This window comes from Serratia nevei, assembly GCF_037948395.1.
Taxonomy (GTDB): Bacteria; Pseudomonadota; Gammaproteobacteria; order Enterobacterales; family Enterobacteriaceae; genus Serratia; species Serratia nevei.
Window position 1 is genome coordinate 1,990,882 of sequence record NZ_CP149940.1, and the last position, 13,107, is coordinate 2,003,988.

At 58.9% G+C, this 13,107-nt stretch carries 14 protein-coding genes; 12 read left to right on the top strand and 2 right to left on the bottom strand.

Annotated features, from left to right (window positions below; genetic code table 11):
• Window positions 1-3: 3 nt before the first annotated feature.
• From fabD to ptsG, 10 genes are all read left to right on the top strand, one after another.
• Window positions 4-933 (top strand): ACP S-malonyltransferase, encoded by a 930-nt coding sequence (gene fabD / locus V8N38_RS09495; RefSeq protein ID WP_015377451.1) that lies wholly within the window; start codon window positions 4-6, stop codon window positions 931-933.
• Between the two features lie 11 nt (window positions 934-944).
• Window positions 945-1,679, top strand: coding sequence for a 3-oxoacyl-ACP reductase FabG (gene fabG, locus V8N38_RS09500; protein ID WP_016928193.1), 735 nt, complete (start codon window positions 945-947; stop codon window positions 1,677-1,679).
• Between the two features lie 154 nt (window positions 1,680-1,833).
• Window positions 1,834-2,070 carry an acyl carrier protein gene (gene acpP, locus V8N38_RS09505; RefSeq protein ID WP_004719003.1) on the top strand — a complete coding sequence of 79 codons (237 nt, stop codon included), beginning with the start codon at window positions 1,834-1,836 and terminating at the stop codon, window positions 2,068-2,070.
• A gap of 82 nt (window positions 2,071-2,152) precedes the next feature.
• Window positions 2,153-3,394 (top strand): beta-ketoacyl-ACP synthase II, encoded by a 1,242-nt coding sequence (fabF, locus tag V8N38_RS09510; RefSeq protein ID WP_049197999.1) that lies wholly within the window; start codon window positions 2,153-2,155, stop codon window positions 3,392-3,394.
• A 144-nt stretch (window positions 3,395-3,538) separates the two neighbouring features.
• Entirely contained in the window at window positions 3,539-4,336 is a 798-nt protein-coding gene (pabC, locus tag V8N38_RS09515) for an aminodeoxychorismate lyase (protein ID WP_049197997.1), read from the top strand.
• 13 nt (window positions 4,337-4,349) lie between these two features.
• A complete protein-coding gene (mltG, locus tag V8N38_RS09520) occupies window positions 4,350-5,375 on the top strand; it encodes an endolytic transglycosylase MltG (RefSeq protein ID WP_049197996.1) in 1,026 nt (341 codons plus the stop codon).
• Window positions 5,365-6,003, top strand: coding sequence for a dTMP kinase (tmk, locus tag V8N38_RS09525; RefSeq protein ID WP_033646442.1), 639 nt, complete (start codon window positions 5,365-5,367; stop codon window positions 6,001-6,003). Before mltG ends, tmk begins: the two co-directional genes overlap by 11 nt.
• A complete protein-coding gene (holB, locus tag V8N38_RS09530) occupies window positions 6,003-7,010 on the top strand; it encodes a DNA polymerase III subunit delta' (RefSeq protein ID WP_060419535.1) in 1,008 nt (335 codons plus the stop codon). Before tmk ends, holB begins: the two co-directional genes overlap by 1 nt.
• A gap of 19 nt (window positions 7,011-7,029) precedes the next feature.
• Window positions 7,030-7,806 carry a metal-dependent hydrolase gene (locus V8N38_RS09535; RefSeq protein WP_147839467.1) on the top strand — a complete coding sequence of 259 codons (777 nt, stop codon included), beginning with the start codon at window positions 7,030-7,032 and terminating at the stop codon, window positions 7,804-7,806.
• 343 nt (window positions 7,807-8,149) lie between these two features.
• Complete coding sequence (ptsG, locus tag V8N38_RS09540; protein WP_016928184.1) at window positions 8,150-9,583, top strand: PTS glucose transporter subunit IIBC; 1,434 nt, start codon at window positions 8,150-8,152, stop codon at window positions 9,581-9,583.
• A gap of 175 nt (window positions 9,584-9,758) precedes the next feature.
• Here the strand turns inward: ptsG and V8N38_RS09545 are convergent, their stop codons facing one another.
• Together V8N38_RS09545 and V8N38_RS09550 are read right to left on the bottom strand one after the other, a co-directional pair.
• Window positions 9,759-10,007, bottom strand: coding sequence for an ogr/Delta-like zinc finger family protein (locus V8N38_RS09545; protein ID WP_072062302.1), 249 nt, complete (start codon window positions 10,005-10,007; stop codon window positions 9,759-9,761).
• Between the two features lie 45 nt (window positions 10,008-10,052).
• Complete coding sequence (locus V8N38_RS09550; RefSeq protein ID WP_147839466.1) at window positions 10,053-11,207, bottom strand: phage late control D family protein; 1,155 nt, start codon at window positions 11,205-11,207, stop codon at window positions 10,053-10,055.
• A gap of 150 nt (window positions 11,208-11,357) precedes the next feature.
• Here V8N38_RS09550 and V8N38_RS09555 point away from each other — a divergent pair, with 150 nt between their 5' ends.
• A complete protein-coding gene (locus V8N38_RS09555; RefSeq protein WP_147839465.1) occupies window positions 11,358-12,539 on the top strand; it encodes a phage tail sheath subtilisin-like domain-containing protein in 1,182 nt (393 codons plus the stop codon).
• A complete protein-coding gene (locus V8N38_RS09560) occupies window positions 12,540-13,055 on the top strand; it encodes a phage major tail tube protein (protein ID WP_048233361.1) in 516 nt (171 codons plus the stop codon).
• The last annotated feature ends 52 nt before the right edge of the window (window positions 13,056-13,107 follow it).

Genomic DNA, 13,107 nt, shown 5'->3' on the forward strand with positions numbered 1-13,107 from the left:
AAAATGACGCAATTTGCTTTTGTTTTCCCGGGCCAGGGGTCACAGACCGTTGGCATGCTGGCCGAATTGGCCGCACAGTTCCCGATCGTCGAAGAAACCTTCGGCGAGGCCTCTTCCGCCCTGGGTTACGATCTGTGGCAGCTGGTGCAGCAAGGCCCGGCGGAAGAACTGAACAAAACCTGGCAGACCCAACCGGCTCTGCTGGCCGCCTCGGTGGCGATTTTCCGCGTTTGGCAGCAGCAGGGCGGTAAAGCGCCTGCGCTGATGGCGGGCCACAGCCTGGGCGAATACTCGGCGCTGGTCTGCGCCGGCGTGCTGGACTTCAAGGCGGCGATCCGTCTGGTCGAGCTGCGCGGCAAGCTGATGCAGGAAGCGGTGCCGGAAGGCACCGGCGCGATGTACGCCATCATCGGTCTGGACAACGACGCGATCGCCAAAGCGTGTGAAGAGTCTGCGCAAGGGCAGGTGGTTTCTCCGGTCAACTTCAACTCGCCGGGCCAGGTGGTCATCGCCGGCAACAAAGAAGCGGTTGAGCGCGCAGGCGCCGCCTGCAAAGCCGCCGGCGCCAAACGTGCGCTGCCGCTGCCGGTGAGCGTGCCTTCGCACTGCGCGCTGATGAAGCCGGCCGCCGACAAGCTGGCCGTGGCGCTGCAGGACATCACCTTCAACGCGCCGCAGGTGCCGGTGGTGAACAACGTCGACGTGCGCACCGAAAACGATCCGGAAGCGATCCGCAGCGCGCTGGTGCGTCAGCTGTACAGCCCGGTACGTTGGACCGAGAGCGTAGAATTTATCGCAGCACAGGGAGTGACGTCGCTGCTGGAAGTGGGGCCGGGCAAAGTGCTGACCGGCCTGACTAAACGTATTGTTGACACCCTGACGGCTGCGGCGGTGAACGACACCGCCAGCCTGTCGGCGGCGCTTGAACAATAAAGAGGAAAATGATGAGCTTCGAAGGTAAAATCGTTCTGGTCACCGGCGCGAGCCGCGGTATTGGCCGAGCTATTGCAGAAACGTTTGTGGCACGCGGCGCCAAAGTGATCGGCACCGCGACCAGCGAGAGCGGCGCTGAAGCGATCAGCAGCTACCTGGGCGCAAACGGTAAAGGGTTTATGTTGAACGTTGTTGATGCGCAATCTATCGACAGCGTGCTGGCATCGATTCGCGCCGAATTTGGCGAAATCGACATTTTAGTGAATAATGCCGGCATCACGCGTGATAACCTGCTGATGCGTATGAAGGATGACGAGTGGGAGGATATCCTCGACACCAACCTGACTTCCGTATTCCGCCTGTCAAAAGCGGTAATGCGCGCTATGATGAAAAAGCGGTTTGGCCGTATCATCACCATCGGTTCCGTTGTCGGCACCATGGGGAACGCAGGGCAGGCGAACTACGCGGCGGCTAAAGCCGGTCTGATTGGTTTTAGCAAATCTTTGGCACGTGAAGTTGCTTCGCGTGGCATTACGGTCAACGTCGTGGCACCTGGCTTTATTGAGACGGACATGACACGGGCGTTGACAGATGATCAACGCGCAGGCATTTTGTCATCAGTTCCAGCCAACCGGCTGGGCGATGCTAAAGAAATCGCCAGCGCTGTTGCATTTTTGGCCTCTGATGAGGCCGGCTATATCACCGGTGAAACGTTACATGTCAATGGCGGCATGTACATGATTTAAAAAATGTGAAAACCATTTGCGTTATTTGAGGCAAAAACCGCAAAATAGCGTAAAATCGTGGTTTGACCAGCCGGGATTTAGTTGCATCTTTTTCAGCATTTTATACACTACGAAAACCATCGCGAAAGCGAGTTTTGATAGGAAATTTAAGAGTATGAGCACTATCGAAGAACGCGTTAAGAAAATCATTGTTGAGCAACTGGGTGTTAAACAGGAAGAAGTTTTGAACAACGCTTCTTTCGTTGAAGATCTGGGCGCTGATTCTCTTGACACCGTTGAGCTGGTAATGGCACTGGAAGAAGAATTCGACACCGAGATTCCAGACGAAGAAGCTGAGAAGATCACTACTGTTCAGGCAGCTATTGATTTCATCAACGCTAGCCAGCAGTAAGAGAACATATCTAGGCGGTCGTTCGACCGCCTAAGTTTTTTCTATCCCTAGTGTCATATTTTTCCCTCCCTGGAGGACAAACGTGTCTAAGCGTCGAGTAGTTGTGACCGGACTGGGCATGTTGTCTCCTGTCGGCAATACGGTAGAGTCCACGTGGAACGCTCTTCTTGCCGGTCAGAGTGGCATCAGCCTGATCGACCATTTCGATACCACTGCCTATGCGACCAAGTTTGCTGGCCTGGTAAAGAATTTTAATTCTGAGGATTTCATCTCTCGCAAAGATGCGCGCAAGATGGACGCCTTTATCCAGTACGGTATCGCTGCCGGCATGCAAGCCATGCAGGATGCAGGTCTGGACATCACCGAGGCTAACGCCACCCGCATTGGAGCCGCGATCGGTTCCGGCATCGGCGGCCTGGGTTTGATCGAAGAAAACCACAGTTCACTGGTTAACGGTGGCCCACGGAAAATCAGTCCGTTCTTCGTGCCATCCACCATCGTGAATATGATAGCAGGCCACCTGACAATCATGTACGGCATGCGTGGCCCAAGCATTTCCATCGCCACCGCCTGTACTTCAGGTGTGCACAACATCGGCCATGCGGCGCGTATCATTGCTTACAATGATGCTGACGTGATGCTGGCCGGTGGGGCAGAGAAAGCCAGCACCCCATTGGGCGTCGGCGGCTTTGGCGCAGCTCGCGCCCTGTCCACCCGTAATGACAACCCGCAGGCGGCGAGCCGTCCGTGGGATAAAGACCGCGACGGCTTCGTGCTGGGCGACGGCGCCGGCATGATGGTGCTGGAAGAGTACGAGCACGCGAAAAAACGCGGCGCGAAAATCTACGCCGAAGTGGTGGGCTTTGGGATGAGCAGCGATGCTTATCACATGACGTCGCCGCCGGAAAACGGCGCAGGCGCTGCGCTGGCGATGGAAAATGCCCTGCTTGACGCCGGTGTGACCCCGTCACAAATCGGCTACATCAATGCGCACGGCACCTCTACGCCGGCGGGTGACCAGGCGGAAGCGCAGGCGGTGAAATCCGTCTTCGGCGCCGATGCCCACCGCGTGCTGGTGAGTTCGACCAAATCGATGACTGGCCACCTGTTGGGTGCGGCAGGCGCGATCGAGTCTATCTTCACCGTGCTGGCGCTGCGCGATCAGGCGGTACCGCCAACCATCAACCTGGATAACCCGGATGAAGGTTGCGATCTGGACTTCGTGCCTCATGAAGCGCGCCAGGTCAGCGATATGGAGTTCACCCTGTGTAACTCCTTCGGCTTCGGCGGCACCAACGGCTCGCTGATCTTCCGCCGAGTGTAACTCGCGCTGCGGATAGCTGACGAAAGCCCGGTTTTTTAACCGGGCTTTTTTACGCCCGCCGTTTGGCCGCCGGCGGGGCTGCGTATCGTCTCGCCGCCTGCTATCCTGCGAGCGTAATGAAATAGCCCGGCAACAGGAGGAAGTATGTACTGGATTAACGGACAACGCCACGATGCGCTGGCGCCGAGCGATCGTGGCCTGCAGTTCGGCGATGGCTGCTTTACTACCGCCCGGGTTATCGACGGTAAAATCGAGCTGCTGCCCTGGCATCTGGAGCGGCTGCAGCAAGCGGCGCAGCGGCTGATGCTGCCTGCCACCGATTGGCTGGCTTTCGAGCGGGAGATGGCGCTGGCGGCCGAATCAATTCCGCTCGGCGTGGTCAAAGCGATACTGACGCGCGGCAGCGGCGGGCGGGGTTACAGCCCGACGGGGTGCGAAAACCCGACGCGTATCGTCGCCCGCAGCAGCTACCCTGCGCACTATTTGCAGTGGCGCGAGCAGGGCATCACGCTTGCGCTCAGCCCGGTGGCGCTGGCGCGCAATCCGTTGCTGGCGGGGTTGAAGCATTTGAACCGCCTGGAGCAGGTGCTGATCCGCGCGCATCTTGACCAGACGGCCGCCGACGAGGCGCTGGTGCTTGACACTGCCGGTATGCTGGTGGAATGCTGTGCGGCTAATTTGTTCTGGCGTAAGGGAAAAGCGGTATTTACCCCGGATCTGAGCCAGGCCGGCGTCGCGGGCTTGATGCGGCGGCGGGTGATCGCGCTGCTGGCGGGCTCGGAATACCGTCTGCAGTGCGTCAGTGAACCGTTGGAGACGCTGGCCGATGCCGACGAAGTGCTGGTGAGCAATGCGCTGATGCCGCTGCTGCCGGTAAACGCTGCGCAATCATGGCGTTATGCTTCGCGCCAGCTGTATGATTTTTTGCGTCCACACTGTTAACCATGGCTGATTGATGAAGAAAAGAAAGCTGAAGGTCCTGTCTGTTATTGTTGTTCTGGTATTGGCGCTGCTGTTTTGGGGCTACCAGAAGATCGAACGCTTTGCCGATACGCCGCTGGCTATCCAGCAAGAAACCATCTTCAAACTGCCGGCCGGCACCGGCCGAGTAGCGCTGGAAGGGCTACTGGTACGCGATAAACTGGTGCACAACGGGCGCTGGTTCCAGTGGCTGCTGAAGCTGGAGCCGGAGTTGGCGGAGTTTAAAGCCGGTACCTACCGGTTCACGCCGGGCATGACGGTGCGCCAGATGCTGAAACTGTTGGCCAGCGGCAAAGAGGCGCAGTTCACCGCACGCTTTATCGAAGGCTCACGCCTGCGTGATTGGCAGCAGGTGCTGCAGCAGTCCAAATACCTGAAACACACCCTGGCGGGCAAGAGCGAAGCGGAGATTGCCGCAGCGCTCGGCATTCCTGCGGGAGAAACGCCGGAAGGGCATTTGTACCCGGATACCTATCAGTATACCGCCGGCATGAGCGACATCGCGCTGCTCAAACGCGCACACGTGCGCATGAACAAAGCGCTGCAGGCCGCCTGGGCCGGCCGCGATACCAGCCTGCCGTATAAAACGCCGGAAGATCTGCTGACCATGGCCTCGATCGTCGAGAAAGAGACCGCGGTGCCGGAAGAGCGCAGCAAGGTGGCGTCGGTGTTCGTCAACCGCTTGCGCATCGGCATGCGCCTGCAGACCGATCCGACGGTGATCTACGGCATGGGCGAAAGCTATAATGGCAACATCACGCGCAAGGATCTGGAGACGCCAACGCCGTACAACACCTATGTGATCGCCGGCCTGCCGCCAACGCCGATCGCCATGCCGGGGGAGGCCTCGCTGCAGGCGGCCGCCAATCCGGCCAAAACGCCTTATCTCTATTTTGTCGCCGACGGCAAGGGTGGGCATACCTTCACCACCAATCTGGCGAGCCATAACCAGGCGGTGCGCGTGTACCGTCAGGCGTTAAAGGAAAAGAATGAAAAGTAAATTCGTTGTTATCGAAGGGCTGGAAGGCGCGGGTAAAACCACCGCGCGCGATACGGTGGTCAATGTGCTGCGCGAACACGGCGTCAGCGACATCGTCTTCACCCGCGAGCCGGGCGGCACGCCGCTGGCGGAGAAGCTGCGCGATCTGTTCAAGCGCGGCATCGACGGCGAATTGCCGACCATCAAGGCCGAAGTATTGATGCTGTACGCCGCGCGTGTGCAGCTGGTGGAAACCGTGATTAAACCGGCCCTGGCGCGCGGCGCCTGGGTGGTGGGCGATCGCCACGATCTCTCTTCACAGGCTTACCAGGGTGGCGGCCGCGGCGTGGATCCGCAGCTGATGAGCTCGCTGCGCGACACCGTGCTGGGGGATTTTCGCCCGGACTTGACGGTCTATCTCGATCTGCCGCCGCTGGTCGGCCTGCAACGCGCACAGGCGCGCGGTCAGTTGGATCGCATCGAACAGGAAGCGCTGCCGTTCTTCGAGCGCACCCGCGCTCGCTATCTCGAGCTGGCGGCGCAGGATAAAACCATCGTCACCGTCGACGCCGCCCAGCCGCTGGAGCAGGTGACCGCGGCGATCCGCGACTGCGTCGGCCACTGGCTGCGGCAGCAGGAAGGCGCATAATGAACTGGTACCCGTGGCTGAACGGCCCTTATCGCCAGCTGGTTGGGCAGTACGCCGACGGCCGCGGCCATCATGCGCTGCTGCTGCACGCGGCGCCGGGCAACGGTGACGACGCGCTGGCCTACGGCCTGAGCCGCTGGTTGATCTGCCAGCAGCGCAACGGTGAAAAAAGCTGCGGCGAGTGCCACAGCTGCCGGCTGATGCTGGCGGGCAACCACCCGGATTATCACGTGCTGGCGCCGGAAAAGGGCAAGAGCAGCCTGGGGATCGAGCCGATCCGCCAAGTGATTGAAACGCTGTACGCCCACGCCCAGCAGGGCGGCGCTAAAGTGATTTGGCTGCCGCAGGCGGAACAGCTGACCGAGGCGGCGGCCAACGCGCTGCTTAAAACGCTGGAAGAGCCGCCGGAGAAAACCTATTTTCTGCTGGGTTGCCGTGAGCCGTCGCGGCTGATGGCGACGCTGCGCAGCCGTTGCCTGTATTGGCATTTGGCGAGCCCGGATGAGCAGCTCAGCCTGCAGTGGCTGGGCCGACAGGCGGCCGGATCTCAGACGGACCGCCTCACGGCGCTGCGCCTGCACGACGGCGCGCCGCTGGCCGCCGAACAGCTGTTGCAGCCGCAGCAGTGGCAACAGCGCAGCGCCCTGTGCGCCGCGTTGAGCGCCGCGCTGCCGCAGCGCGATATGCTGTCGCTGCTGCCGGTGTTGAACCATGAAGACGTCGCCGAGCGCCTGCACTGGCTGTGCGCGCTGCTGGTGGACGCGATGAAGTGGCAGCAGGGCGCGCATCAGTATGTATTGAATCAGGATCAGCAGCCGTTGGTGCATCAGCTGGCCAGCCTGCTGAGCAGCGCCTCGCTGCAGCAGATCGTGCAGCAGTGGCTGAACTGTCGCCATCAGCTGCTCAGCGTGGTGGGCGTCAATCGCGAGCTGCTGCTGACCGAACAGTTACTTCGCTGGGAACAGATGCTCGGCGCCGCCGGCTATTCCCACCCTCATTCGCTGTAAAGTAAAAGAGTTAAACATTATGTTGTTAGTCGATTCTCATTGCCACCTTGACAGTCTGGATTATCAAACGCTGCACCAGAATGTGGACGATGCGCTGGCCAAGGCCAAAGCGCGCGACGTCGGCTATGTGCTGGCGGTCGCCACCACGCTGACGGGCTACCGTTCCATGACCGAGCTGATCGGCAAGCGCAACGACGTGGCCTTCTCCTGCGGGGTGCATCCGCTCAATCTGGAAGAGGGGTATGATTACGCCGAGCTGCGCCGCCTGGCGGCGGCGGAACAGGTGGTAGCGCTGGGGGAAACCGGGCTCGATTACTTCTACCAGAAAGACAATCTCGAGCTGCAGCAGGACTCTTTCCGCGAACATATCCGCATCGGCCGGGATCTGAACAAACCGGTGATCGTCCACACCCGCGATGCGCGTGCGGACACGCTGGCGATCCTGCGTGAAGAGAACGCACAGGACTGCGGCGGCGTACTTCACTGCTTCACCGAAGATCTGGCCACGGCCGAAGCGTTGCTGGATCTGGGCTTCTACATCTCCTTCTCGGGCATCGTGACCTTCCGCAACGCCGAACAGCTGCGTGAGGTGGCCCGCTATGTGCCGCTGGATCGCATTCTGGTGGAAACCGATTCGCCTTATCTGGCGCCGGTGCCGCATCGCGGCAAAGAAAACCAACCCGCCTATGTGCGCGATGTGGCTGAATACATGGCGGTATTGAAGGGCGTCAGCCTGGAACAACTGGCCGAAGCGACCACCGCCAACTTTTCACGCTTATTTCACCTCGATCTGTGATCTTTGACCTAGGCTATAGCTGTAGGTCATTGTCTGCGTAATTTTTTTTAAGCTCGTAATTAATCACTGAAACGGGTAAGGTTCCTTCCCGTTTCAGGGTGATTGATGCGTGTTTTTTGGCCCGTTTTGCCAAAAAACAGCCGGTTTATGCAAAGTTACCGCGGCTCGATCATCGAAACGTGATTGTCATCAAACATTGCGCAGGCTATTTATTTTACTCTGCGTAATAAATTCAAGGGGTGCTCAGACACCCTGAATTGCAGGGGTTTTTCTCCCCCCCTTGCAGCGCGAATTATCGCGACAAGAAGTAGCAAAGCATTATTACTCAGGAGCACACTCAACTATGTTCAAGAACGCATTTGCAAACCTGCAAAAAGTAGGTAAATCGCTCATGCTGCCGGTGTCCGTGTTGCCTATCGCAGGTATTCTGCTGGGCGTCGGCTCCGCCAACTTTAGCTGGCTACCTGCGGTAGTCTCCCACGTGATGGCGGAAGCGGGCGGTTCGGTCTTCGCCAACATGCCGCTGATTTTCGCCATCGGCGTCGCTTTGGGCTTCACCAACAACGACGGCGTTTCCGCGCTGGCGGCGGTGGTGGCCTACGGCATCATGGTGAAAACCATGGCGGTGGTTGCGCCGCTGGTGCTGCACCTGCCGGCTGAAGAGATTGCGGCCAAACACCTGGCGGATACCGGTGTGCTCGGGGGGATTATCTCCGGTGCCATCGCGGCCTATATGTTCAACCGCTTCTTCCGCATTCAACTGCCGGAATACCTGGGCTTCTTTGCCGGTAAGCGTTTCGTGCCGATCATTTCCGGTCTGGCGGCGATCGTTCTGGGCGTAGTGCTGTCCTTCATCTGGCCGCCGATCGGTACGGCTATCCAGACCTTCTCGCAGTGGGCGGCTTATCAGAACCCGGTCGTGGCCTTCGGCATTTACGGCGTGGTTGAGCGTGCTCTGGTGCCATTCGGTCTGCACCACATCTGGAACGTACCGTTCCAAATGCAAATCGGTGAATTCACCAACGCGGCGGGCCAGGTATTCCACGGCGACATCCCTCGCTACATGGCGGGTGACCCAACCGCGGGCAAACTGTCCGGCGGCTTCCTGTTCAAAATGTACGGTCTGCCTGCTGCGGCGATTGCTATCTGGCACTCGGCCAAGCCGGAAAACCGCGCGAAAGTCGGCGGCATCATGATCTCCGCCGCGCTGACCTCGTTCCTGACCGGTATCACCGAGCCGATCGAGTTCTCCTTCATGTTCGTCGCGCCGATCCTGTACGTGATCCACGCTATCCTGGCCGGTCTGGCGTTCCCAATCTGTATCCTGTTGGGCATGCGTGACGGCACCAGCTTCTCGCACGGCCTGATCGACTTTATCGTACTGAGCGGCAACAGCAGCAAAATCTGGCTGTTCCCGATCGTCGGCATCGTCTACGGTCTGGTGTACTACACCATCTTCCGCGTGCTGATCGCCAAACTGGATCTGAAAACCCCGGGCCGTGAAGACACCGCTGCCGAGCAGACTGCGCAGGGCGGTTCCGAAATGTCCGCGGCGCTGGTTCAGGCCTTCGGCGGTAAAGAAAACATCACTAACCTGGATGCTTGCATCACCCGTCTGCGCGTCAGCGTGGCCGACGTGTCCAAAGTTGACCAGGCGGGCCTGAAGAAACTGGGCGCAGCCGGCGTAGTCGTCGCTGGCTCCGGCGTGCAGGCCATCTTCGGCACCAAGTCCGACAACCTGAAAACCGATATGGACGAATACATCCGTAATCACTGATTCAGGCAGGGGAGTTACCAAGGGAGGCGAAAGCCTCCCTTTTTTGTTGTTTATTTTATTGAAAATTATAGGCTTTATATTTTAAGTGACCACATTTTTACCCATCTGGTTTGCTCTGTGTATGGCATCTCTATGAAAACAGATGATAAAAAACCCCGCTTAAAGGCGGGCCGGTTCACAGTGACAGGTTCAACTGATCACGCCCATAGTGGGACGTAGGGAAGGCGTCTTGCGGGATAAAGTCGGGTGGTAGCTCTTCGCGCGGGCCGCGTTTTGTTACCAGCTTTTCAACGCTGTTTAGCGTCGTGAATGTGATACTGCATTCGAAATTCTGACACTGATGATATTGCCGTATCGTCATTTCACTGAGACGGCGACTGGTGCGGGTGCGGGCCATAGCACCGCAGATCGGGCAAACAAACATGATGGCCTCCCATGGCGGGAGTTGAACTCCCCGTTATTATGGCCGTCACTTCTCACTTTCCGCAATCCATTCAGGTATTTTAGCCTCCAGCTCCAGTCGCGTGGTAAAGCCGTTCCCGTCGATCGAATGGCTCGCCCTGGCGATGATCCAATCCTGATTATCAATATCCGTTTTAAATCCCGATACCGTGCCGTGCTGCTCCGGGTATAAATCGGCGCGGCCGTAGGCCAGGGTAAGGGTAAATTCAGCGGCTCCGCGTTTCAGCTGCTGCCATTTTGCGGCCGCGGCCCGTTTGGCGGCCGTTTCGTTACTGTAGGTTTTGCGCAGGACATAGACGTTACCGTCGGCCCCCTCGATGTAATCACCCTCGCGGCTGCTGCTGCGCTGCACTTTCTTTTTCGCCGGCTTGCGGGCCTTCACCGTGACCTTTTTCTTTTTCCCGAATTCCAGATCGAGCCAGTAAGCGCGCACGCCGGTATAGGCATCACGATCGGCAATGCGGAAGGCGTGACGATCGCCGCTGCTGCGGGTGAGGGCGAAGGAGGGCAGCGCCTTACCGTTGGCGCTGACGCCGCCACCGGGCAGGATAAACAGCAGACTGCCATTTTTCACCGTGGCAATGGCGCCCAGCATTTCGGCCATGCGCGTCAGGAAGGACATATCGCTTTCCTGCGTCTGGTCGGCGTGGTCAATCTCCACCTCCATGAGTTGCTGCGAGATGATGGCCTTCAGGTTGTAGCGCCTGGCGATCGCTGACACCACCCGTTCTACGGTGACGTCATGCCAGGACACCTCGCGCTTGACGTTGAACTCGTCGCGAAAATCGGCGCTGCGTGCGGTGATCGTCAGCGTATCAGGCGGTCCGGCGTGCGCCACTTCATCGACAATAAAAATGCCTTTGTAAACCAGCGCTTCACCGTGCCACCCCATCGACGCGGACACCTCGGCGCCGCGCGGCGGCAGCTGCAGCTGGCCGTCAGTATCGTCCACGGTGATCGTCAGCTCGTCGGCCTCAAAGCCGCGGTTGTCGGTCATCTCCAGCGACAAGATGCGCTCATCCAGCCTGGTCAGCTCCTTGCCGCCAAGCAGGACGCTGAACGCCGGCACGCGCGACAGTTCCGTCTGGTAATCGTTGAACGTGCTGGCGCCGCTACCCAGCAGTGATTTGGCCTTGTTGATCGCGTCAGTAGTCAGTGCCATGGCTCCCCCTTTGTGTTGATGGTTTCATGCGCGCGCGACGGGGAAAACCGCGCGTTGTTGTCGCCGGCGGATGACAACCAGCGCCACGTGTTGCGCCGGCGTTTTTCGGCGAATATCACCACGAACTCACAAGCATGATGGCGGTACAGTATGACCGACAATTTCTTCCATGGTGCGCGCGTCAAGGAAAACACCGACCTGCAGACCGCGATCAATGACGTTGACTCAACGGTCATTGGTCTGGTCGCGGTGGCGGATGATGCTGACGCAACCACCTTCCCGCTAGACACGCCGGTACTGATCACGCGGGTAATCAGCGTACTCGGCAAGGCCGGTAAAACCGGTTCACTCTATAAATCCCTGAAGGCCATTTCTGACCAGGTCAGTACTCGCGTGATTGTGGTGCGCGTGGCGGCGGCTGGCACTGAAGACGGCGCGAAAACCCAGTCGCAGCTGATTATCGGCGGTTCCCAGGCGGACGGCAGCTATACCGGCATGTTCGCGCTTTTGACCGCCGAGCAAAAAGTCGGCTACCGGCCGCGCATTCTTGGTGTGCCGATGTATGACACGCAGGAAGTCACCGCACAGTTGCGGGTGATTGCCAAGCAGCTGCGGGCGTTTTCCTACAGCTATTGCGACGGCTGCGAGACGATTGCCGAGGCAAAAACCTACCGCCAGCAGTTTGCCGAGCGTGAGGGCATGCTGATTTGGCCGAATTTCATCGCCTATAACCCGGAGAGTGGCAAGAACGAAGAGTTCCCGGCGGTGGCGTATGCGTTGGGGATGCGTGCGAAGATCGATAACGAGCAGGGCTGGCATAAGTCGCTGTCGAACGTGGCGGTTAGCAACGTGCTCGGCATCACCAAAGACGTTTTTTGGGCGCTGCAGGCGGAAGATTCCGACGCCAACGAGCTGAACGCCAACGAAGTTACCACGCTGATTAAACGTGACGGCTTCCGCTTCTGGGGCAACCGCACCACGGACAAAAACGAGTACATCTTCGAGGTGTACACCCGTACCGCGCAGATCCTGGCGGATACCATCGCGGAGGCGCAATTTACCACGGTAGACAGTCCGCTCACGCCGGCAAACGTCAAGGATGTGGTCAGCGGTATCAATGCCAAGCTGCAGAGGCTGGTCACCGCCGGCCGGTTGATTGGCGCCGCGTGCTGGTTTGATATCGTCGATAACCAGACAACCGGCATTCGGCAGGGCAAAGTTGTGGTGCGTTACAACTACAGCCCGGTGCCGCCACTCGAAGATCTGACCATGATCCAGACCTTCACCGATCAATACTACGAAGCGGCTTTCGCGTCGCTGGGAGGGGCATAAGTGGCTATCCCTAAAAAGCTCCGTCTGTTCACGCTGTATGTGGACGGCACCAACCACATCGGCAAGATCCCCAGCGTCACCTTGCCAAAAGTCACCCGTAAGACGGAGGACTATCAGGGCGGCGGCATGCAAGGCGCCGTAGCGGTAGACCTCGGCCTTGACGGTGGCGCGCTGGATGCGTCGATGGTGGTCGGCGGCGTCGTTGAAGAGCTGATCCTCAAATACGGCGGCGATATTGACGAAATGCGCCTGCGTTTCGTCGGTGAAATCTACAGCGGCGGCACCAGTTCGCTGATGGAAGTGGAAATGCGCGGCCGCATCACTGAAATCGATCCGGGTGAGGCCAAGCAGGGCGATGACACCAACCACACCTACGCCATCAAGAACACCTACTACAAGCTGTCGGTAGATGATAAGGCGCTGCTGGAAATCGACCTGCTGAACTTCATCTACAAGCGCGACGGGAAAAACCTGTACCCCGATCGCATTGTGTCAGCCCTCGGCCTCGGCGGCTGATCGTTAACCCTTAACCACTTTGAAGGCGGCACGCGTGGCCGCCTGGAGAACA